The following is a 20308-nucleotide window of genomic DNA, read 5'->3' as shown; positions in this document are numbered from 1 at the left end:
CTGTCGTTCCTGGCGCCGCTGTCGTTCCTAACGCCGCTGCCGTTCCTAACGCCGCTGCGGGGGCACATCGAACTCCGCGCACAGTTCCCGCCATACCTCGCGGGGTTCGCGCCCAGCCTCGATGGCCTCCGCGGCGGTCATCCCACCCAGGCGCTGCATCACATGGTCGACCAGCAACGATTCGCCACGCAGGCGGCCGAACTCGCCCTCGACGAGTTCGTGGAATTCGGTCAGTCGCACGATCCCACGGTAGCCGACCCGTCCGCGAGCACGCTGCGGCACACCTGCACCGGATCCTGCACGTGCTCGGCCGTCGCCGCCGCTGCCCGAGCCGCCACCGCGAACGAAGGATCGCCCAGAACCTTCTCCACCGCGGCTCGCAGCGCGTCCGCCGACGCGGGTCGCACCACGACCGCGCTCCCCTGCCGCGCCGCCCGATTGGCCAGCTCCCACTGATCACCGCCGCCGGGCACGGTGACCACGGGAACCCCGTGCAGCAGCGCCTTCGCCAGCATGCCGTGCCCGCCGCCACACACCGCCACCGCCGACTCCGCGAGCATCGAGTCCTGCCGGCCCAGCCCGGCCCGCACCCAGTCCGGCACACCCGGTGGCCGGCCGTCGAGAATCGACGCGACCACCCGCACCCCGGCGCCGTCGAGCCCGCCGATCGCCGCCTCCAGCATCCCTTCCGCGCCGGTGAACGCCGTGGACGGGGCGATCATCACGAGCGGTTCCGCTCCCGGCGGGGGTTCCAGGACCTCGGTCGTCGGTTCCCACAGCAGCGGCCCCACCACATGTGCGTTCGCCGGCCAGTCGGGACGCGGCACCTCGAGTGCGGGCAGAGTCGCCAGGAGCCGGACCGACGGACCGGGGTCGCGTGCGGGCAGACCCACGCCCACACGTGCCGCGGACCGTTGCCGCAGACCCTGACGAATGGACCGGGCCGTGGCGGCGCGCATCATCGTGTCTCGCATCCGCCCACGCAGCCCCACCCCCGGCGCGAGACCGCTCCCGATCGGGGGCAGCCCCTTCGACGGCGCGTACAGGGGGTGCGGAGAGAGCTCCGCCCACGGCACACCCAACCGCTCCGCGGCCAGGCCGCCACCCGCGGTGAGAATGTCCGACACGACGAGATCAGGCGTCTCCGCGCGCAGTTCGGGCAGCAGCTCCGTCGAGATGTACGCGGCGCGGGCGTGGATTCTGGCACCGGCGTCGAGATCGTCGTCTCCCGGGCGCGGGGCCAGCCCCGGCAGGAGCCGGGTGTCCACACCGGCAGCAGTGCCACGGGCGAGCCAGCGGCCGCCGGTGAACAGCACGGGATCGTCTCCGGCGTCGAGAAAGCGCAAGGACAGCGCGATGGCAGGGATGGCATGTCCGGGATCGGGCCCGGCGACGATCACGACGCGCACGCGATCAGACTGGCACAGCGTCCCGGCGAGGACCAGAGGAGCATCCTTCCGGGATTCCGGGAGGTGGCGCCCGCGGGCTCGGATCGCGGGGCAGGTCAGCCGAAGTGGTACAGCGCGAATCCGACCGCGCGATCGGCCGGGAACCCCGGCAGGGCCTCGGTGGCCGAATCCAGTTGCGCCCGAGCCTGGTCGATCACCGGAACGTCACCGAGTGCCTCCAGGTACCGACGGTGCTCGGCGAGTGAGGCCACCGCCCGGTCCACGGTCCCGGTGACGTCGACGGCGTGACTCGGGTCGAGATTCGCCACCGCCACCCACCGGACACCCGCCCACCGAGGCTCCTCGAGGTCACGGAAGATCCACTCGTTCGCCGCGTCCGCCGTCGCGTCGAGGACACTGCGACCGAGCGCGCGATGGTCGGCGCTGTTGAGGTGGCCGGGCCCCCACGTGTCGTCGAAGTTCATCGTCACGACCATCTCGGGGCGGTGCCTGCGGATCGCGGCCGCCAGGTCCCGGCGCAACTCCGGGCCGGCGACGATGCGACCGTCCGGATGTCCGAGGAACTCGACCCGGGTGACCCCGACGACGGCAGCCGACCGGCGCTCCTCGTCCTCCCGCAGCGGACCACACTCCTCGGGCGGCACACCCTCGATCCCGGCTTCACCACTGGTGGCGAGCACGTAGCGGATGTCCTTGCCCTGATCGGTCCAGCGGGCGACTGCTGCCGCCACGCCGTACTCGATGTCGTCGGGATGGGCGACGATCACCACGCCGCGCTGCCACTGTTCGGGTACCGCGTCCATGGGAGCGAGCATCCCATCTCCCGTCACGTCACGTGTGGGTTCGCTCGCTCCCGGACATCGCCTTGAACAACAGGTACAGCCCGAACACGGCGGCACTGACGACGAGGATCCAGAACAGCCCCTTGATCAGTGCACCGACCAAGGCCAGCGCGATCCAGATCAGCGCCACTGCCAGAAGAATCTTCCAGAACATTTGTCGTCCTCCACTCGGTCGGTACCCGTCACCGTCCCCGTCGCACATCGTTCGGCTCGCGAGGACTCACCACGAGACTGTCACGCCGACGCCGCCGGGGCATCGTCGCGGAGCCGAAATGGGGGAAACATCAGGGAACACCCCGAGGCCCCGAGCCCTGCCCGCCCACCGCCACCGGAGTACGCGCTGGCGTACACTCGCCGGGTTCGAGCCCGCAACGAAGGAACACCCTCCCCGTGTCATCACCGTCTCACTCCGCACGCTTCACCTCGCGTGATCTGGCGCACGTCGCGGTGTTCGCCGCCCTCGTCATCGCACTCGGGCTGCCCGGCACCGTCAACGTCGGCACGTCGGGGGTTCCCATCACGCTGCAGTCGCTCGGCGTGATGCTCGCCGGTGCGCTCCTGGGCCCCCGCAAGGGCGTGCTGGCGATCCTCACGGTGATGGCGATCGGCCTCGTGCTCCCCGTCCTCGCCGGCGGCCGCACGACCCTGACCTCGCTCGCCGGACCCACCGCCGGATTCCTCATCGGCTGGATTCCCGCCGTGCTGGTGATCGGCTGGCTCACGATGCGCATGCTGCCGCGGTACCGGGTCGTCCCCGGCATCGCGGTGAACATCCTCGGCGGGATCGTGGTGCTCTACGCGTTCGGTCTGCCCGGGATGATGTGGCGCGCCGACCTCACCTTCTGGCAGGCGCTCACCGCCAACGCCTCCTACCTGCCCGGCGATCTCGTCAAGGCGGTCGTCGCTGCCGTGGTGGCAGCGCAGGTGCACCGCGCCTACCCCGCCCTGCTCGCGCAGGACCGCGGGCTGCCACGCGGCGCCGAGGCGGCCTGACGGGCGGGTCCGTGAACAACGTCAGCTTCCGCGCAGTCGGCCACCGCTACGGCGACCGAGTCGTCCTGCGCGACGTCGATCTCGCACTCACCGAGCACCGGATCGGAATCATCGGGTCGAACGGCGGTGGCAAGTCGACGCTGGCACGGATGATCAACGGCCTGGTGGTCCCCACCGAGGGCATGGTGACGGTCGACGGCCTCGACACCCGACGCCAGGGCCGGCAGATCCGGCGGAAGGTCGGGTTCGTCTTCACCGACCCCAACCACCAGATCATCATGCCCACCGTGGCCGAGGACATCGGATTCTCGCTGCGCCGCTCGTCGCTGTCGAAGCAGGACCGGGAGGCGAAGGTGGCGACGATCCTGGAGCGGTTCGGGCTCGCAGGTCATGCCGATCACCCGACTCACCTGCTCTCCGGCGGCCAGAAGCAGTTACTCGCTCTCGCCGCGGTCCTGGTGACCGAGCCGGACATCCTCGTCGCCGACGAGCCGACGACGCTGCTCGACCTCCGCAACACGCGCATCATCGCCGACACCTTCGCCGCGCTCGATCAGCAGCTCGTCATGGTGACCCACCAGCTCGACCTGCTCGACGGATTCGACCGGGTTCTCGTCGTCGAGGGCGGCCGCATCGTCGCCGACGGCGAGCCCGCCGAGACCGTGGCCTTCTACCGGGGCTCGGTACGGTGACGACACTCGGCATCTACCGGCCGGGGACGACGATCGTGCATCGCGTGCCGGCCGGCCCGAAGGTGGCACTGCTCGTGGTGCTCGTCGTCGCGGTCACCGCGGCGGTCCGCAGCCCCTGGCACGTGATCCCCGCCGCCGCCGTGGTCGTCGGACTGTACGCGCTCGCCCGGATCGGTCCCCGGGCGGCGCTGGACCAGTTGCGACCTCTGCTGTGGATGATGGTGATCATCGGCGCCTTCCAGTGGATCTTCACCGGGTGGCAACGCGCCGTCGTCGTGTGCGGATCGCTCCTGGTCGCCGTGGCGCTCGCGGCGCTCGTCAGTCTCACCACCAGGGTCTCCGACATGCTCGACGCCCTCACCCGCGGGCTCGCCCCGCTGGGCCGCCTCCGCCTTCCTGGCAGGACTCGCGGTGCGATCGATCCCGAGCGCGTCGCACTCGTGCTGGCGATGACGATCCGCGCGGTGCCGCTGCTCGCCGGGATAGTCCGTCAGGTGTCCGACGCCCACAAGGCGCGGGGTGCACGTTTCAGTCTGCGGGCCTTCGCCGTACCCGTCGTCGTCGGCACCCTCATGACCGCGGATGCGATGGGTGAGGCGCTCGCCGCGCGCGGCGCCGACGACTGAGCGCAGCCCCGTCAGCGGTACCGGCGGCTGATGTCGTCCACCTCGGCGAGTCCGGCTGCCAGGCCCGTGAGCCGCTCGGTCGAGCGGACCAGCTCGCGGCGCTCGTGTTCGAGACCGAGCGGGTCGACCGGTGCCGTCGTCAGCCGTGCCGCCGCGGCGGCCAGACCCTCGTAGTGCTCGACGCCGTCGGCGAGTTCGACGGCTGCCGCACCGGCCGACCCGCGCAGCGTCCCGTCGTCGAGCAAGCGGGCCGCACTCTCGAGCGAGGAGATGTCCGCAGCCACCGCAGCCAACGCCTCGGCGGCCGATCGAGCGCTCGCATCGGTGTCGGCCAGCTCCTCCGCGGAGATCCGCCCGGTGCGGGACAGCACGCCCAGTACGTGGTGAAGCGCCCGCTCGGAGCGGACCAGACGGGCCATGGGCTCGTACGCCGCCGAGGTCGACACCGGCAACGGGCGCCGTACGGCCCGTCCCGCGGGCAGCGGTTGCGCGCGCAGCCGCCGGTACCGGGCGACGCCGAATGCCGCAGGCACCGCGAGGAACCCGGCGACGCCTCCGGTGGCGAACACCGCCGCATCCGGGGCCGACGCGACAGCGAGACCCACCGCACCGGCGGCGGACGCTCCCGACGCCGCCCCGAACCGGGTCGCCCGCCACCGGGCCCTGCGGATACGACGCTGCGCCTTCTCCCGCGGATCCAGCCGACGTCGCGCCGCTTCGGCGACGGTATCGCCCCACACCCGCGCCGTCCGCTGCGCTGCGGCGATTCCGGAAACAGCTGTGGCCGACCGGGATCGGAATCCCGGTCGGCCACCACTCGTCGTACTCACGACATCTCGGCTTCTACTGGCCCGTCTGTCCCGCGGCCGGCGGCTCGTTGGCCGTCGACGGCTGCGCCGGGGAAGGCTGTGCGGGAGCGGCGGAGCTTCCACCGGACGGCAGCGCCTCGCCCTTCATCGACGCCTTGATCTGCTCGAGTCGGCTGTGGCCTGCCATCTGCACGCTCGCCTGCTGGACCTCCATCATGCGGCCCTGGACCGAGTTCTGAGCCAGTTCCGCCGACCCGAGGGCATCGGCGTAGCGGCGCTCGATCTTGTCCCGGACGGCGTCGAGGCTCGGGGTGTTGCCCGGGGCGGACAGCGTGCTGTCCATGGTGCGCAGCGACTCGCTGACCCGCTCCTGCATCTTGGCCTGCTCGAGCTGGCTGAGCAGCTTCGTGCGCTCGGCGACCTTGGCCTGCAGGGCCATGGCGTTCTGCTCGACAGCCTTCTTGGCCTGCGCGGCGGCCTGAAGCGACTGATCGTGCAGGGCCTTGAGGTCCTCGACGCCCTGCTCGGCGGTCACCAGCTGCGCCGCGAAGGCCTCCGCCGCGTTGGTGTACTGGATGGCCTTCTCGGTGTCACCGGCCGCCTGTGCCTGCTCCGCGAGAGTGACGGCCTGACGGGCGTTGGCGTTGAGCTTCTCGACCTCGTCCAGCTGACGGCTCAGCTTCATCTCGAGCTGACGCTGATTCCCGATGACGGAGGCCGCCTGCTGGGACAGCGCCTGATGCTGGCGCTGGGCATCCTCGATCGCCTGCTGAATCTGGACCTTGGGGTCGGCCTTCTCATCGATCTTGGAATTGAAGAGCGCCATCAGGTACTTCCATCCCTTGACGAAAGGATTTGCCATGGGTGTGATCCTGCCTCCATCTGTAGCGCCGCGCCCGCGCGCGACCCGATGCGCGACCGTCACGCACCGGTTAGGGCTACGCCCCCGACTGCTCGCTGACCCCGGTTCCAGATCAGTTCACTTGAAAATCTAATGGTTCCACGTCCGTGGGGCCACGCGGTGCCGTTCGGTGGGCCTCCCACACCGAACTCCTGCTCGCTCGACACCATCGGCGTCCACCCGCCCTACGCGGCCGCCAGCGCCGCCGGAGCGGGGATCACCACGCGGGTGTCGCGATCGATGCTCGCCGCGGGGACGTCCGCCGGGGCGCCGGTCCCGGCCGCCGCGCGTTCGGTGGCGGCGACGCCGTCCGCCAGCGACTCGCTGACGTCGACGAGCACCTCGGACAGCGGCACGTCGAGCGCCTCGCAGATCGCCGCGAGCAACTCGCTGCTCGCTTCCTTACGGCCGCGTTCGACCTCGGAGAGGTACCCGAGGCTCACTCGTGCACTGTGGGAGACTTCGCGAAGGGTCCGGCTCTGCGAAACGCGCGCACGCCGAAGACTGTCACCGATTGCCTCACGCAAAAGCAGCGCCATTTCGCTCCTCCTTCATCCGTCACCTGTCCACTACCCAACGTGCGAACAGGATCGATTGGTTCCCGACTCTAGCCTGCGCGTCGTGCCCGCACGCGATCGAGTAGTTCCGACACGGCGGCGTGGGCCGCCGATCGACGGATCTGCCACCTCGTCCCGCCCGACGACAAGCGGTGCACGTCCGTCCCGTCCGGACCGGCGACGGCCAGGAACACCGTGCCCACCGGATGCCCGTCCTGCGGATCGGGACCTGCCACTCCCGTCAGCCCCACCCCCCAGTCTGCCCGACAGCGATCCCGAGCACCCTCGGCGAGCTCCGCGGCGGTCGCGGCGGCGACGGGGCCGTCCCGCTCGAGTGTGGACTCGGAGACGCCCGCGAGCGTGCCCTTGAGGTCGGTGGCGTAGACGACCAGACCGCCGCGCAACACTCGGCTCGCTCCCGGTACGCCCGCAACCGTCGCCGTGAGCAGCCCGGCCGTGAGGGATTCCGCCGTGGCGACCGTCTGGCCGGAGCGCGCCAGCGCCTCGACCAGCTCCCGGGCCCGACTGCCGGGCAGGAGAGGATCGGTGTCCTGCCCCGACGGCAGATCGGTCTCCGGCACCGGCACGTCGTCGTCGTCGTCGGCCACGGTCAGGATCCGGTAGCGGATTCGGCCTCGGCCCGCCGTACTCCGGAGCGCAACCGGATCGCCTGCACCACATAGTCGAGCCCGGTCACCACGGTGAGCAGTACGGCACCGCCCATCAGCACCCATGCGACCGGGTCGAGCACGTCGGGCAGCGGGAGCAGGAAGAAGCCGATGGCGACCGCCTGGACCAGTGTCTTGAGCTTTCCTCCTCGCCCGGCCGGGATCACGGCGTGGCGCAGCACCGCGAACCGCAGCAGGGTGATGCCCAGTTCCCTGGCCGCGATCACACCGGTCACCCACCAGGGCAGATCACCCAGGATCGACAGCCCGACCAGGGCCGCGCCGATCAGTGCCTTGTCGGCGATCGGATCCGCCATCTTCCCGAAGTCGGTGACCAGGCCGTACTTGCGCGCGAGTTGCCCGTCGACCCGATCGGTGATCGCGGCCGCCACGAACACTCCGAAGGCCACCAGCCGCCAGACGGTCTCGTGGCCGTCGCCGACGAACAGCGCCACCAGGAACACCGGGACGAGGACGATGCGCAACACCGTGAGGATGTTGGCGATGTTGACCAGGGGCACCGCGTCCGCGGCCGGAGGGACCGGCGCCACCGCCCCGGGATCGGCCGGCTGGGGTGGTGTCCGGCCGCCGGCCACCGTGCGGTCCTCCCCCGTCGCGCTCATCGGCGCACCGCCGAACGCTTCCGCGACACCGCGAGCGTGGCGTGGCGGAAACGTGGGAGCGGAGGACAGGAACGCGCAGGCACGTGCCCACAATATCCGTTGATCCGGTGACTAAGGTTCACCCCATGACACCTCGGATCTCCGACGACGCGGAGAACGACCTGATCGTGCGGCGCGCACGCACCTCCGACGTTCCCGATATCAAGCGTCTCATCGACATCTACGCGGGTCGGATCCTGCTCGAGAAGAATCTCGTCACCCTGTACGAGTCGATCCAGGAGTTCTGGGTCGCCGAGGTCGGCGGGCACGTCGTCGGATGTGGTGCCATGCACGTGCTGTGGGCCGACCTCGGCGAGGTGCGCACCGTGGCCGTCGATCCGATCGTCAAGGGGCGCGGCGCCGGACACGCGATCGTCTCGCGTCTGATCGAGGCGGCCCGCGACCTCGAGCTCGAGCGCCTGTTCGTCCTCACCTTCGAGGTCGACTTCTTCACCCGCCACGGTTTCGTCGAGATCGACGGGACCCCGGTGACCGCCGAGGTGTACGCGGAGATGTGCCGGTCCTACGACACCGGTGTCGCCGAGTTCCTCGACCTGAGTTACGTCAAGCCGAACACCCTGGGAAACACCCGCATGCTGCTCACTCTGCGGCCGTGAACGGAACACCCGCCTCCAGCCCGCCGTCGCCGGCGCACCGACCGGTATCGATGTGGACGCCCGGTGACGAACAGAGGCGGACACCCCGGGAACATCCCCGTAAGCTGCTCACGCGCCGGCCGTGAACGAAACACTCCCGGGTGCTCCGGCCGGAACACCCACCAGGTCCGGACCGCGGTCGCCTCCCCGATGGCACCCACGTGTCCACGAGAGAGGAACACGCATGGCCTTGTTCGTCGTCGAGTACACCTACTCCGCCGCCACCACCGCGGGCCGGGACGAGCACCGCCCGTCCCACCGCGCCTGGCTGGCAGATCTCGTCGAGCGCCGGATCGTGCTCTCCTCCGGGCCGTTCGCCGACGGCGCCGGCGCCTTCATCGTCGTCGACGCCGCCGATCGGGACACGGTGTCCTTGCTGTTCACGCACGACCCGTTCGCCAAGGCAGGTCTGGTGGACCGGGTGCGGATCGTGGAGTGGACGCCCGTGCTGGGCCGGTTCAGCTGAACGAGCCGGGCGCGTCAGTCCCGGCGCTCGTGCACCGTCTCGTCGCGACGCTCGTCCTCGCCGCGACGCTCGTCGACCTGAGCAGCGCCCTTCGTCCGGATCAGGCTGGCGATCGTGGTGACGACCAGCACACCGACGATCACGATGAGCGAGAAGGCGGTGCCGACCTCGGGTACCGAGACGTGCTCGCCACCGTTGACGAACGACAGCGTGTTCTCGTGCAGCGCGTGCAACACCAGCTTGACGCCGATGAACGCGAGGATGATCGACAGACCATACGACAGGTACACCAGCCGCTCGAGTAGGCCGCCGATGAGGAAGTACAGCTGGCGCAGGCCCATCAGCGCGAAGGCGTTGGCCGTGAACACCAGGTAGGGCTCCTGGGTGAGTCCGTAGATCGCCGGGATCGAGTCGAGTGCGAACAGGATGTCCGTGAAGCCGATCGCGACGAGCGCGAGCAGCAGCGGCGTAACCATCCGCTTGCCGTTCACCCTGGTCACCAGTTTGTCGCCGTCGTACTCCTCGGTGGTCGGCAGCACCTTCTTGACCATCCGGATGACGGCACTGTCCCGCTGCTTCTCGACGTCCTCCTCGCCGTTGTGGTCGCGAATCAGCTTGACAGCGGTGAAGATCAGGAATGCGCCGAAGATGTAGAACACCCAGCTGTACGCGTTGATCGCCGCGGCGCCGACCGCGATGAACGCGCCGCGCATGACCAGCGCCATCACGATGCCGATGAGCAGCACCTTCTGTTGGTACTCCCGTGGCACGGAGAAGCTGGCCATGATGATCACGAAGACGAAGAGGTTGTCGACCGACAACGCCTTCTCGGTGACGTAACCGGCGAAGTACTCGCCGCCGAATCCCGTTCCCCACATCCACATGACGAAAAGACCGAAGATGATCGCGATGGTGATGTAGACGGCGGACCAGAAGCCGGATTCACGCAGTGACGGGGCGTGCGGTGTGCGAACGTGGGCGTAGAAGTCGAAGACGAACAGCGCCAGGATGACGGCGCACGTCACGACCCAGGTGAGCAGCGAAACGTTCAACGGAAACCCTCCGGTAGACCTCGAGCGGTACCGGAGGTCTCTCCCGCCGGCCCGAACAGGGCCGACCGGCAGCCCCGGATCGGCGACGGTGCCGAACGTGTTGACGATGCTGCCGCGAAAGCGGGGATACTCCCCTCCATGCGTGCTCCATTCAAGCACAACACTGCGGAGCTGCCCCGCATCCGGGCTGTTCCGTGCCGCCCGCGCCGGGCTACTCCGCGCCGTCCGCCTCGGGGTCGCCGCCTCGGATGGACCACAGGGTGGACTCGAGCTCGTCCGGCTTGACCAGCACCTCCCTGGCCTTGGAGCCCTCGCTCGGACCCACCACTCCCCGGGTCTCCATCAGGTCCATCAGGCGCCCCGCCTTGGCGAATCCGACGCGCAGCTTGCGCTGCAGCATCGAGGTGGAACCGAACTGACTCGACACCACCAGTTCGACGGCCTGCAGCAGGACGTCGAGATCGTCGCCGATGTCGGCGTCGACGTCCTTCTTCTCCCCTACCTTCGCCGCGGTGACGCCCTCGGTGTACTCCGGCTCGGCCTGGTTCTTGGTGAAGTCGACGACGGCGGAGATCTCCTCGTCGGTGATGAACGCACCCTGCATACGGGTCGGTTTGCCCGCACCCATCGGCAGGAACAGTCCGTCACCCATACCGATGAGCTTTTCCGCGCCCGGCTGATCGAGGATGACGCGCGAGTCCGTCAACGACGACGTCGCGAAGGCGAGGCGCGAGGGCACGTTCGTCTTGATCAGTCCGGTGACGACGTCGACCGACGGCCGCTGGGTCGCGAGGACCAGGTGGATACCGGCGGCCCGCGCCTTCTGGGTGATCCGCACGATGGCGTCCTCCACGTCGCGGGGGGCGGTCATCATCAGGTCGGCCAACTCGTCGACGATCGCGAGGATGTACGGATACGGCCGGTACACGCGCTCGCTGCCGAGCGGTGCGGTGATCTCCCCGGACTTGACCTTCTTGTTGAAGTCGTCGATGTGACGCACCCGGTTGGCCTGCATGTCCTGGTAGCGCTGCTCCATCTCCTCGACCAGCCATGCGAGGGCGGCGGCCGCCTTCTTCGGCTGGGTGATGATGGGCGTGATCAGGTGCGGGATGCCCTCGTACGGAGTCAACTCCACCATCTTGGGGTCGATGAGGATCATCCGCACCTCGTCGGGCGTCGCCCGCGAGAGCAGGGACACGAGCATCGAGTTCACGAAACTCGACTTACCGGAGCCGGTGGACCCCGCCACCAGCAGGTGCGGCATCTTCGCGAGGTTGGCGCTGACGAAGTCGCCCTCGATGTCCTTGCCGAGACCGATGACCAGCGGGTGGTGGTCGCGGCGGGTGCTCGCAGCGCCCAGCACGTCGGACAGCCGCACCATCTCCCGGTCGGAGTTGGGCACCTCGATCCCGACCGCGGACTTGCCGGGGATCGGCGCGAGCAGCCGCACGTTGTCGGTCGCCACGGCGTAGGCGATGTTGCGGGCCAGGGCGGTGATCTTCTCGACCTTGACTCCGGGCCCGAGTTCGACCTCGTAGCGGGTGACGGTCGGGCCTCGGGTGAAGCCGGTGACCGCGGCATCGATCTTGAACTGTTCGAGGACGGACGTGATGGACTCGATCATCGCGTCGTTGGCGGCGCTGCCCTTCTTCGGTGGATCGCCCGCCACCAGCAGGGTCGACGGGGGAAGGGTGTAGTCGCCCTCCACCACCCGGTCGGTGACGAACTTGTCCACGTCGGGCAACGGCGGCTGCTCGGGCTCCGGATCCGGCGCGGCCACCGGTTTCGGGGTGCGCTTGGTCTTGCGCGCCTTCGGCGGCGCCTCGGGCTCGGGTTCGGCCGGGGCGGAGTCGGGTGCGTGTGCGGCGGGCTCGTCGTCCCACAGGCCGATGACCTCGGTGCGGGTCTCGGCGGTACCTCGGGATCGGCGCGATCGGGTGAACTCGTCCGTCGGATAGTTCTCGTGCGGTGAACCCGAGCCGTAGTCGTCGACGGGATAGCCGTCGGCGTCGAACAGTGCGGGGTCGTAGTCGCCGTCGTGGCCGTACTCGTCGTAGTGCCCGTGGCCGAATCCGAAGTGAGCGCGCAGTTTCGCCGGAACCTCCCGCACGGTGGTCCCGGTGAGCAGCAGCACACCGAACATGCCGGCCAGGAGCAGGATCGGGACGGACACCCATACGGTGAGGCCGTCGGTGAGCGGGCCCGCGGTGCCGTAACCGACGAAGCCGGCCGCGCTCGCCCGGGCCGACGCGTCCGTGGGAGCGCCGGCGATCAGGTGCCAGAGGCCGAGAATCGGCAGGCCGAGGAGCAGGCTGCCCAGCACCAGGCGTGGCCGGATCTCCGGTTTCGGTTCCGTCCGCATGAGCACGATCGCGATCGAGGCGGCGACCAGGGGCAGCAGTGCCGACGCACTGCCGAACACCGCGCGCACGCCGGTCTCGATCCACTCCCCGACCGGCCCACCGGCCGAGAACCACACACTGCCCGCGACGACGACCGACATCGCCAGCAGACCGAGGCCGATTCCGTCTCTGCGGTGCCCCTCCTCGATGTCGGCCGCCCGGCTCACCGTCCGGGTGGTTGCCCCGACGCCCCGGGCGAGCATGCCCCAACCGGCGGCCAGGCCACGCCCCACCGACTGCAGGGGTCCACCCGGACGGCGCTTGGCCGCGGGCTTTCGACCTCGGGTATTCGCGGTCCGGGGTGCGGATTTCCGGGGAGTGGAGGTGGTCCGGGAACCACGGGCAGCGGGCTTCGCGGAGCGCGTGCTCGTCCGGGAACCCGTCGACCTGGACGTCGTCGGGTTCGAACTGCGGGCACTCGTCTTCCCTGCCATGCCCTTCACGTTAGTCGCTGAGGCACCTTCCGGACCATCTGCCACACTCGCAACACCTCGAACGTGCTGGCGAACACTCTCCAGATGTCCTCGGCCGTCACGTTGCCGACAGGCGCGTGACCGGGGCGGCGCCGCACCAGAGGACCGCCTCCAGAGGCACTGGCTCCTGTTGCTTCCGCCCGGGAGATGCTGCGACGATGGTCGGCGTGCCGACCTGCACCGTGACCGCGCCACTGACCTGCGCGCCTGTCGACCGGGCGGGCGTGACCCTCGACGGCGGGCTGCCGTGAGCGGGGCGCTCGCCCGGCTGCGCCGGGCGTGGGACGAGTTCGTGGGCCCGGAGGCGACACCCGTCAACCACGTGCTCACGGCCGCGACGACCGTGGCCGGTGCCGTCACCGCCCCGCTGGTCGCCCGGCGGCGCGGCGCGGACCGGGGCCGGGCGGCCGTCGCGTGCGTGCTGGCGACGGACCTCGCCGGCGGCGTCTACGTGAACAACACCCTGGCCTGCGCGCGGTGGTACGAGCGCCCCGGGCAGGGCAACACCACCCACCTGGCGTTCGCCGCGCTGCACGTACACCCGGCCGCCGTGGCCTGGCTGGATGTCGGTGCGGGTGCGCGGAAGGTGCCGGGCCCCGCGTGGGCGGCCGCCCACTACGCGTACCTCATGGCGGCGACCGTCGTCGTGCGGCGCTTCCCGTCCGGGCGCCGCCCCCTCGGTGTGGTCCTCACCGCGGGCGGGCTCGTGCTGGACGGGCTGCTCGGGCCGTCGCACCGCGCGCCCTGGTTCGCGTGGACGTTCTACCCGAAGCTGCTGATGGGGCACGCGGGGGGCGTCACTGTGGTCGGACGACGCCCTGCGCCTCGTGCCCGAATACACCTAGAGGCTCCCGAGGACACCTAGAGGCTTCGGTCCAGGGCCGTCACGGCTGCCACGTCATCGGGCTCACCGTCGAGGTCGAGCCGCACCTGATCGCGCCCGAACGCGTACAGCAGTTGCTCCGCGGGCTCACCCCGCACGGTCACGACGGACTCACCTGCCGTGCGCGCGACGACGCGTCGGCCGTCCGGGCGTTCGAGCACCACCGTCACCGGCGCCTTCCGATACGCCCGGCGGCCCATCCCGCTCACCAGCTTCCACAACGCGTCCTGCCGGTCGTCACCGAGTTCGCGCGGGGTCCACGCGCGGCCCTCGGCACGGCGGACGTCCTCGTGGTGGACGAACATCTCCGCGGTGTTGGCGAGGGCGTCGACCCAGCGCAGGGGCGACCACACGGGCGGCCCGGAGCGCACCTGATCGAGCAGCGTCGTCCACGGGCGCCGGGCGATTCCCGCCCGGACCCGCTCGGTGTGCCCCGCCAGCGCAGGGACGAGGATTCCCGGCGCCGAGTCGAGGCGCCGTTCGCGGGCGATCAGGTGGGCGGCCAGATCCCGGGTGGTCCACTGCCCGCACAGGGTGGGGGCGTCCGGGCCGGTCTCCACCATGGTGGCGACCAGGGCCCGGCGTTCGTCTCGCGCGAAGGTCACGCGAGGTGAACCTACGCGCCCTGAGCCGCGGAGGGAACCGCCATGACCGTCGGGACGATCATCGGGCGCCTGCGGTACTTGTCGGCCACCCAACGGCCGACGATGCGCCGGACGGACTGGGCGATCCGGTGGGTCTCGGTGACACCCTCGTTCGCCAGGCGCGCGAGCTCCGCCTCGACCAACTGCGCCGCCTCCTTGAGGGCGGTCGGGTCGTCGGAGAATCCACGGCCCGAGACCTCGGGAATGCCGACCGCTCGGCCGGTGGTCTCGTCCACCACGATCGTGATCGCGATGAATCCGCCCTCGCCGAGCACCAACCGATCCGACAGGGTGGAATCGCCCACGTCACCGACGGACAGGCCGTCGACGTAGACGTGCCCGACCGGAACCTGTCCGACGATCTCGGCCAGACCGTCCACCATGTCCACCACGACACCGTCCTCCGCGAGGACGATCCGCTCCTCGGGCACGCCGGTGGCCTTCGCCAGTGCGGCGTTGGCCCGCAGGTGCCGCCACTCGCCGTGTACGGGCATGGCGTTGGTGGGACGCACCGCGTTGTACAGGTAGAGCAGTTCGCCCGCAGAGGCGTGCCCGGAGACGTGCACCTTGGCATTCTGCTGGGTGACGACGGTGGCTCCACGCTTGGCGAGACCGTTGACCACGGCGAACACGGAGTTCTCGTTGCCCGGGATCAGCGAGGACGCGAGGACGACCAGGTCGTCCGCCCGAATGTTGATCTGCCGGTGTTCACCGCGGGCCATCCGTGAGAGCGCGGACAGCGGCTCGCCCTGCGAGCCGGTGGACACCAGGACCAGTTTGTCGTCGGGCAGGGTCGCGGCGGTGTCGATGTCCACCACCAATCCGTCCGGGACCCGCAGGTAGCCGAGGTCCTGGGCGATCTGCATGTTCCGGACCATGGAGCGGCCGACGAAGGCCACCCTGCGCCCGTAGCGGTGTGCGACGTCGACGACCTGCTGGATCCGGTGCACGTGACTGGCGAAGGAGGCGACGATGACCCGCTGCCTGGCCTTGCCGATCACCGTGTCGAGAACTCCGCCGATCTCGCGTTCGGGAGTGACGAAGCCGGGGACCTCGGCGTTGGTGGAGTCGACGAGGAACAGGTCCACGCCCTCGTCGCCCAGCCGCGAGAACCCGGCCAGGTCGGTGAGCCGGCCGTCCAGCGGCAACTGGTCGAGCTTGATGTCGCCGGTGTGCAGCACCACGCCCGCCTCGGTGCGGATCGCGACGGCGAGCGCATCGGGAATGGAGTGGTTGACGGCGAAGTACTCGCATTCGAACGGGCCGTGCGTGGTGCGCTGCCCCTCGGTGACCTCGACGAGCTTGGGGCGCTGACGGTGTTCGCGGGCCTTCGCCGCGACCAGCGCGAGCGTGAACTTGGAACCGATCACCGGGACGTCCGGCCGCAGGCGCAGCAGGAACGGGACCGCGCCGATGTGGTCCTCGTGACCGTGGGTGAGCACGATGGCCTCGACGTCGTCCATCCGGTCCTCGATGTGCCGGAAGTCCGGCAGGATCAGATCCACGCCGGGCTGCTGGTCCTCGGGGAACAGCACACCGCAGTCCACGATCAACAATCTGCCGCTGTGCTCGAAAACGGTCATGTTCCGGCCGATTTCGCCGATCCCGCCGAGTGCGACCACGCGCAGACCGTTGCGAGGGGCCTTGGGCGGGGAGCCGAGCCGGGCGACGGGATGCACCACCGCAGGCTTGCCGTCCCCTGCCCCACCCCGGCCGCCGCGACCGCCGGACCGACGGCGCGAGGACGAACCCTGCGTCGGTCCGTTCTTGGTCGACGACGACTTCACCGGACCGGACCGGGCCGGCTGCGTCGCGGTGGACGCGGGCGGGCGGGCCGGGGTCTCGGTGGCAGACGGTGCGGTGGCAGACGGTGCTGGGGCCTCCGGTGCGGAAGCCTCGGCTGCGGGAGCCTCGGGTGCGCGTTCCGGGGTCGAGGAGACGGCCTGTTCCCGGGCCTCGGGGCTGGGCGGCCCGGCCTGACGCTTGGCGGCGCGCCTACGCGGAGGACGAGTCATCACAGCACCCCCGCCGCGTGCAGGTCCGCGGCGAGCAGATCGATCTGCTCCACCGTCGGCGCCACCTGGGGGAGGCGCGGCTCGCCGACATCGATGCCGACGAGGCGCAATCCCGCCTTCGAGGCGCTGACCCCGCCGAGCCGGGACACCGACCTGATGACGGGCGTCAGACTGAGGTTGATCGCGCGGGCGGCCACGATGTCGCCCGCCTGGAACGCCGTGTGCAGATCGCGCAGCCGACCGGGCACGAGGTGCCCGATGACCGACACGAATCCGACGGCTCCTACCGCGAGCCAGGGCAGATTCAAAGGGTCGTCTCCGGAATAGAAGTGCAGATCGGTGGTGCCGATGAGTTCGGCGCCCGCGTTGAGGTCGCCCTTGGCGTCCTTGACCGCGACGATCCGCGGATGCTCGGCGAGCCGGCGAATCGTCTCGGTCTCGATCGGAACGACCGACCGAGGGGGAATGTCGTAGAGCATGACCGGCAGATCGGTGGCATCGGCGACGGCGGTGAAATGTGCGAACAGACCGGCCTGCGGTGGCCGCGAGTAGTACGGGGTGACGACGAGCAACCCGTGTGCTCCGGCCCGAGCCGCGTCGCGCGCGAGTTCGACGCTGTGTGCGGTGTCGTTGCTGCCGGCACCGGCGATGATCCTCGCCCGGTCGCCCACGGCGGCGATGACCGCGCGCAGCAGATCGAGCTTCTCGTTCTCGGTGGTGGTGGGCGACTCTCCGGTGGTGCCGGCCAGCACCAGCGCGTCGCAGCCTCCGTCGACGAGGTGGGCCGCGAGACGGACCCCGGCATCCACGTCCAGCTTCCCCTCCGCGGTGAACGGCGTCACCATGGCAGTGGACACGGTGCCGAACGGAAGGCCGGCACGGAAAGCGGGATCACCGTAGGTCATGGTCAGAAGGCTACCCGGTGACACCGCCCACGTTGCACAGCACTCACACCTCGGTGGCGAATTCGCTCCTGGCGATCTCGGTCCCGTCCGCTCGCTGCACGATCTCGAAGTCGCCGAAGACATTCGGGGCACTGCTCTGTAGGTGACGCAGGCAGGCGATCGCCACCCGACGGATCTCCGGGTCGGCGTGCTCGGTGGCACGCATCGTCACGAAATGCCGCCATGCCCGATAGTTGCCGGTCACCACCAGGCGGGTCTCGGTCGCGTTCGGCAGCACGGCCCGCGCCGCCTGCCTGGACTGCCTGGCACGCAGATGTGCACTCGGAAGGTCGGCGAAGGTCTCCTCGAGCGCGTCGAGAAGCTCGGCGTACGCGGCCCTGCTGGCCTCGGTCGCCTCGGCGAACAACGCCTCGAGCCGCGGGTCGCCCGCCACCGCGGGAGGCACGACGACGGCGGCCTCGTTCTCGCGCACGAAACGCTGCGACAACTGCGAGTAGGAGAAGTGCCGGTGCCGGATCAGTTCGTGGGTGCAGGAGCGGGAGATGCCGGAGATGTAGAAGCTCACGCTCGCGTGCTCGAGGACGGACTCGTGTCCGACGGCGAGGAGGTGGCGGAGATAGCCCGCGTTGGTCGCGGTCCGCGGGTTGGGTTTGTCCCAGCTCTGATAGCAGGCGCGGCCGGCGAACTCGGACAGCGCCTCTCCCCCGGTCGCGTCGGTGGACCAGTCGACGTCGTCGGGCGGGAAGAACTCGGTTCTCGCCACGAGCCGAACCTCGAGCTGCGCGGTCTGCGGCACCGTCTCCACCTCTCTCACCTGCACCGTGCGGTGAATCCCGACCATAGACGCCACCGGGTCGGCGCTCGCGGCCGAGGGACCGCTACCCCGGCGCGCGGGCCGCGGCCCGCGCGCCGCACCCTTGACGTGACGTCATGCATGACGTCACACTGACATCATGGAACTCCAGCGGTACACCCGCGCACTCCACGACGACTTCGCCGCCGCGGCAGCACTCGGCGACGAGCGCACCCGAGAGGTGGCCGCAGCCCTCGCCAAAGCCCTCGAACCGGCCCTGCGCCTGCAGATTCTGGCAGCCCTGGGCGAGTTCGCGGACACTGTGTCCGCGCAGCTTCCGGACCGCACGCTCGCTCTCCGCCTCGACGGCGACACCGTCGTCGTCGACGTGCGCGCCGATCGCGACGAAGCCGAGGAAGCCGCCGGTCCCGATTTCGATGACGTCGCGGCAGCTTTCGAAGACGTCACCGGTGACATCAGTCGCGTCACGCTGCGACTGGTCGAGCAGCTCAAGACCAAGGCCGAGGAGGCCGCGTCCCAGAACGGGGTCTCACTCAACTCCTGGGTCTCGCAGGCCGTCCAGGGTGCGCTGCGCGACCAGATGCGCCGCGCCGAACGCGGATACCGCCCCGACGACACCTGACCCGCGGGGAGCCCGCACGTGCTCCGGTATCCGGCTCCGCGCCGGCCGATGATGTAATACCGTCGCATCATCAGCGAACGGCGCCGAGGCGCGGAGGGGAACGACGACATGGCTGTGACGGGTACCAAGGAGTTCGAGATCAAGGCAGACCCGGAGACGGTCATGGCCGCCCTCGCCGCCGTCGAGCGGCTGCCGGAGTGGTCGTCGGCGCACAAGACGGTGGCCGTCGAGACCACCTACCCGGACGGACGGCCGCACCGCGTGCGCATGACGCTGTCGATCCTGGGCATCAACGACGAACAGGTGGTCGACTACTCGTTCGACGGTGACGACTCCATCGAGTGGTCACTGGTCGAGAGCAGCCAGCAGAACGCGCAGGACGGCAAGTACGTGCTCACCCCGAGCGACAAGGGCACGAAGGTCGAGTTCGAACTCACCGTGGACCCGAAGATCCCGCTGCCCGGTTTTCTGGTGAAGAAGGCCCAGAAGACCGCGCTCGAGACAGCGAGCAAGGGGCTGACGAAGTTCGTCGAGAGTCTGTGACGGCGAAGGCCGTTCCGGACGTGACCGGAGGCGGAAAGCTTCTCGCGCTCGTCGCGTTGGTCGGTGTCTGCACGTTCGGCGCGGCCTGCGCCTCGGCGATCCCCGGCCGCCCAGGGGCCGAATCCGACGATCCCGCTTCCATCGAGGGCATCACGATCGTCGACTACCCCCTCGCCGAACACGTGACAGCCGATCAACGGGTGAACTATCGGTTCAGTCCACCGATCGGGGGCCGGCACGACTCGGTGTGGGCGCAGTGCACCGGGACGGTCTACGACGTGCCGATCCGCTCCGAGAACGCCGTGCACTCGCTCGAACACGGCGCGGTGTGGATCACCTACGATCCGGAGCGGCTGTCCGGATCCGCTCTCGCCGATCTCGCCGCACGGGTCGACGGGTCGAGCTACCTCCTGCTCTCCCCCTATCCGGGCCTGGAGGCGCCACTGTCGCTGCAGTCGTGGGGGCACCAGTTGTTCGTCGACGATCCGGAGGACGAGCGAGTGGGCCGGTTCGTGCGGACGCTGCGACAGAATCCCGATACCCACCCCGAGCCCGGCGCGACCTGTTCGACGATCCCCGGGGCGTTCGATCCGCAGAATCCTCCGCCCTTCGTCGCGACGCCACCCGACCCGACCTCCCCCGACACCCTTCCCGAGCGCTGACGGGCGGTGGCC

The 20308-nt window shown here is 69.9% G+C and carries 24 protein-coding genes; 9 read left to right on the top strand and 15 right to left on the bottom strand.

Annotated elements, in window-relative coordinates; genetic code table 11:
• Window positions 1–45: 45 nt before the first annotated feature.
• The 4 genes from G4H71_RS19670 to G4H71_RS19655 all read right to left on the bottom strand — a co-directional run bounded on the left by G4H71_RS19670 (window position 46) and on the right by G4H71_RS19655 (window position 2405).
• Window positions 46–240, bottom strand: coding sequence for a DUF3046 domain-containing protein (locus tag G4H71_RS19670; RefSeq protein ID WP_072738703.1), 195 nt, complete (start codon window positions 238–240; stop codon window positions 46–48).
• Entirely contained in the window at window positions 231–1409 is a 1179-nt protein-coding gene (locus G4H71_RS19665) for a glycosyltransferase (protein WP_072738704.1), read from the bottom strand. The genes G4H71_RS19670 and G4H71_RS19665 overlap by 10 nt, the downstream gene beginning before the upstream one ends.
• 95 nt (window positions 1410–1504) lie before the next feature.
• Window positions 1505–2212, bottom strand: coding sequence for a PIG-L deacetylase family protein (locus G4H71_RS19660; protein ID WP_072738759.1), 708 nt, complete (start codon window positions 2210–2212; stop codon window positions 1505–1507).
• A gap of 28 nt (window positions 2213–2240) precedes the next feature.
• Window positions 2241–2405 carry a hypothetical protein gene (locus tag G4H71_RS19655; protein WP_169847165.1) on the bottom strand — a complete coding sequence of 55 codons (165 nt, stop codon included), beginning with the start codon at window positions 2403–2405 and terminating at the stop codon, window positions 2241–2243.
• A gap of 236 nt (window positions 2406–2641) precedes the next feature.
• On the opposite strand from G4H71_RS19655, the gene G4H71_RS19650 reads away from it, so the two are divergent.
• From G4H71_RS19650 to G4H71_RS19640, 3 genes are read left to right on the top strand one after another with little or no spacing between them, the layout of a single operon-like run.
• On the top strand, window positions 2642–3244 hold the full coding sequence (locus G4H71_RS19650) for a biotin transporter BioY (RefSeq protein WP_072738705.1): 603 nt from the start codon (window positions 2642–2644) through the stop codon (window positions 3242–3244).
• An 11-nt stretch (window positions 3245–3255) separates the two neighbouring features.
• Window positions 3256–3936, top strand: coding sequence for an energy-coupling factor ABC transporter ATP-binding protein (locus tag G4H71_RS19645; protein WP_072738706.1), 681 nt, complete (start codon window positions 3256–3258; stop codon window positions 3934–3936).
• On the top strand, window positions 3933–4562 hold the full coding sequence (locus G4H71_RS19640; RefSeq protein ID WP_072738707.1) for an energy-coupling factor transporter transmembrane component T family protein: 630 nt from the start codon (window positions 3933–3935) through the stop codon (window positions 4560–4562). The genes G4H71_RS19645 and G4H71_RS19640 overlap by 4 nt, the downstream gene beginning before the upstream one ends.
• Window positions 4563–4573: 11 nt before the next feature.
• Here G4H71_RS19640 and pspM read toward each other — a convergent pair whose 3' ends face one another.
• The 5 genes from pspM to pgsA form a co-directional block, all read right to left on the bottom strand.
• Entirely contained in the window at window positions 4574–5392 is an 819-nt protein-coding gene (pspM, locus tag G4H71_RS19635) for a phage shock envelope stress response protein PspM (protein ID WP_139183303.1), read from the bottom strand.
• 13 nt (window positions 5393–5405) lie between these two features.
• Window positions 5406–6233, bottom strand: coding sequence for a PspA/IM30 family protein (locus G4H71_RS19630; RefSeq protein ID WP_072738708.1), 828 nt, complete (start codon window positions 6231–6233; stop codon window positions 5406–5408).
• Between the two features lie 224 nt (window positions 6234–6457).
• Entirely contained in the window at window positions 6458–6811 is a 354-nt protein-coding gene (locus G4H71_RS19625) for a helix-turn-helix domain-containing protein (protein WP_072738709.1), read from the bottom strand.
• A 68-nt stretch (window positions 6812–6879) separates the two neighbouring features.
• Window positions 6880–7395, bottom strand: a complete 516-nt coding sequence (locus tag G4H71_RS19620; protein ID WP_072738761.1) for a CinA family protein — start codon at window positions 7393–7395, stop codon at window positions 6880–6882.
• 44 nt (window positions 7396–7439) lie between these two features.
• On the bottom strand, window positions 7440–8120 hold the full coding sequence (gene pgsA / locus G4H71_RS19615; RefSeq protein WP_072738710.1) for a CDP-diacylglycerol--glycerol-3-phosphate 3-phosphatidyltransferase: 681 nt from the start codon (window positions 8118–8120) through the stop codon (window positions 7440–7442).
• A 125-nt stretch (window positions 8121–8245) separates the two neighbouring features.
• Between pgsA and G4H71_RS19610 the strand changes: the two genes are divergently transcribed.
• Window positions 8246–8776 carry an amino-acid N-acetyltransferase gene (locus tag G4H71_RS19610; RefSeq protein ID WP_174561865.1) on the top strand — a complete coding sequence of 177 codons (531 nt, stop codon included), beginning with the start codon at window positions 8246–8248 and terminating at the stop codon, window positions 8774–8776.
• A gap of 223 nt (window positions 8777–8999) precedes the next feature.
• Window positions 9000–9281, top strand: a complete 282-nt coding sequence (locus tag G4H71_RS19605) for a YciI family protein (RefSeq protein WP_072738711.1) — start codon at window positions 9000–9002, stop codon at window positions 9279–9281.
• 14 nt (window positions 9282–9295) lie between these two features.
• Here the strand turns inward: G4H71_RS19605 and G4H71_RS19600 are convergent, their stop codons facing one another.
• Together G4H71_RS19600 and G4H71_RS19595 are read right to left on the bottom strand one after the other, a co-directional pair.
• Entirely contained in the window at window positions 9296–10333 is a 1038-nt protein-coding gene (locus G4H71_RS19600) for a TerC family protein (protein ID WP_072738712.1), read from the bottom strand.
• 211 nt (window positions 10334–10544) lie between these two features.
• Window positions 10545–13169 (bottom strand): DNA translocase FtsK, encoded by a 2625-nt coding sequence (locus G4H71_RS19595; RefSeq protein ID WP_072738713.1) that lies wholly within the window; start codon window positions 13167–13169, stop codon window positions 10545–10547.
• A 286-nt stretch (window positions 13170–13455) separates the two neighbouring features.
• Here G4H71_RS19595 and G4H71_RS19590 point away from each other — a divergent pair, with 286 nt between their 5' ends.
• A complete protein-coding gene (locus G4H71_RS19590) occupies window positions 13456–14073 on the top strand; it encodes a hypothetical protein (RefSeq protein WP_185284899.1) in 618 nt (205 codons plus the stop codon).
• Here the strand turns inward: G4H71_RS19590 and G4H71_RS19585 are convergent.
• From G4H71_RS19585 to thyX, 4 genes are all read right to left on the bottom strand, one after another.
• Window positions 14070–14696 carry a TIGR03085 family metal-binding protein gene (locus tag G4H71_RS19585; RefSeq protein WP_072738714.1) on the bottom strand — a complete coding sequence of 209 codons (627 nt, stop codon included), beginning with the start codon at window positions 14694–14696 and terminating at the stop codon, window positions 14070–14072. The genes G4H71_RS19590 and G4H71_RS19585 overlap by 4 nt on opposite strands.
• A gap of 11 nt (window positions 14697–14707) precedes the next feature.
• The gene (locus G4H71_RS19580; protein ID WP_371842625.1) at window positions 14708–16522 is read right to left on the bottom strand and encodes a ribonuclease J; all 1815 of its coding nucleotides are present in this window, start codon (window positions 16520–16522) and stop codon (window positions 14708–14710) included.
• 227 nt (window positions 16523–16749) lie between these two features.
• Window positions 16750–17655 carry a 4-hydroxy-tetrahydrodipicolinate synthase gene (gene dapA, locus G4H71_RS19575; protein ID WP_072738715.1) on the bottom strand — a complete coding sequence of 302 codons (906 nt, stop codon included), beginning with the start codon at window positions 17653–17655 and terminating at the stop codon, window positions 16750–16752.
• Between the two features lie 43 nt (window positions 17656–17698).
• The gene (thyX, locus tag G4H71_RS19570; protein WP_072738765.1) at window positions 17699–18451 is read right to left on the bottom strand and encodes an FAD-dependent thymidylate synthase; all 753 of its coding nucleotides are present in this window, start codon (window positions 18449–18451) and stop codon (window positions 17699–17701) included.
• A gap of 157 nt (window positions 18452–18608) precedes the next feature.
• On the opposite strand from thyX, the gene G4H71_RS19565 reads away from it, so the two are divergent.
• The 3 genes from G4H71_RS19565 to G4H71_RS19555 all read left to right on the top strand — a co-directional run bounded on the left by G4H71_RS19565 (window position 18609) and on the right by G4H71_RS19555 (window position 20296).
• Entirely contained in the window at window positions 18609–19091 is a 483-nt protein-coding gene (locus G4H71_RS19565; protein ID WP_072738716.1) for a toxin-antitoxin system HicB family antitoxin, read from the top strand.
• Window positions 19092–19199: 108 nt separating this feature from the next.
• Window positions 19200–19634, top strand: coding sequence for an SRPBCC family protein (locus G4H71_RS19560; protein WP_072738717.1), 435 nt, complete (start codon window positions 19200–19202; stop codon window positions 19632–19634).
• Window positions 19631–20296, top strand: a complete 666-nt coding sequence (locus G4H71_RS19555; RefSeq protein WP_371842615.1) for a thioredoxin-like domain-containing protein — start codon at window positions 19631–19633, stop codon at window positions 20294–20296. The genes G4H71_RS19560 and G4H71_RS19555 overlap by 4 nt, the downstream gene beginning before the upstream one ends.
• Window positions 20297–20308 lie beyond the last annotated feature (12 nt).

Origin of the sequence: Rhodococcus triatomae (assembly GCF_014217785.1) — a bacterium.
In the GTDB taxonomy this organism is placed as follows: domain Bacteria; phylum Actinomycetota; class Actinomycetes; order Mycobacteriales; family Mycobacteriaceae; genus Rhodococcus_F; species Rhodococcus_F triatomae.
This window is presented reverse-complemented; position numbering and strand designations above follow the sequence as displayed.

Bases quoted from the DNA above. Each gene is read 5' to 3' on its own strand.
- G4H71_RS19560 (WP_072738717.1), top strand. From the start codon at position 19,200: ATGGCTGTGACGGGTACCAAGGAGTTCGAGATCAAGGCAGACCCGGAG.
- dapA (WP_072738715.1), bottom strand. From the start codon at position 17,655: ATGACCTACGGTGATCCCGCTTTCCGTGCCGGCCTTCCGTTCGGCACC.
- pgsA (WP_072738710.1), bottom strand. From the start codon at position 8,120: ATGAGCGCGACGGGGGAGGACCGCACGGTGGCCGGCGGCCGGACACCA.
- G4H71_RS19630 (WP_072738708.1), bottom strand. From the start codon at position 6,233: ATGGCAAATCCTTTCGTCAAGGGATGGAAGTACCTGATGGCGCTCTTC.
- G4H71_RS19660 (WP_072738759.1), bottom strand. From the start codon at position 2,212: ATGGACGCGGTACCCGAACAGTGGCAGCGCGGCGTGGTGATCGTCGCC.
- G4H71_RS19610 (WP_174561865.1), top strand. From the start codon at position 8,246: ATGACACCTCGGATCTCCGACGACGCGGAGAACGACCTGATCGTGCGG.
- G4H71_RS19595 (WP_072738713.1), bottom strand. From the start codon at position 13,169: ATGGCAGGGAAGACGAGTGCCCGCAGTTCGAACCCGACGACGTCCAGG.
- G4H71_RS19605 (WP_072738711.1), top strand. From the start codon at position 9,000: ATGGCCTTGTTCGTCGTCGAGTACACCTACTCCGCCGCCACCACCGCG.
- G4H71_RS19625 (WP_072738709.1), bottom strand. From the start codon at position 6,811: ATGGCGCTGCTTTTGCGTGAGGCAATCGGTGACAGTCTTCGGCGTGCG.
- G4H71_RS19655 (WP_169847165.1), bottom strand. From the start codon at position 2,405: ATGTTCTGGAAGATTCTTCTGGCAGTGGCGCTGATCTGGATCGCGCTG.
- G4H71_RS19565 (WP_072738716.1), top strand. From the start codon at position 18,609: ATGGAACTCCAGCGGTACACCCGCGCACTCCACGACGACTTCGCCGCC.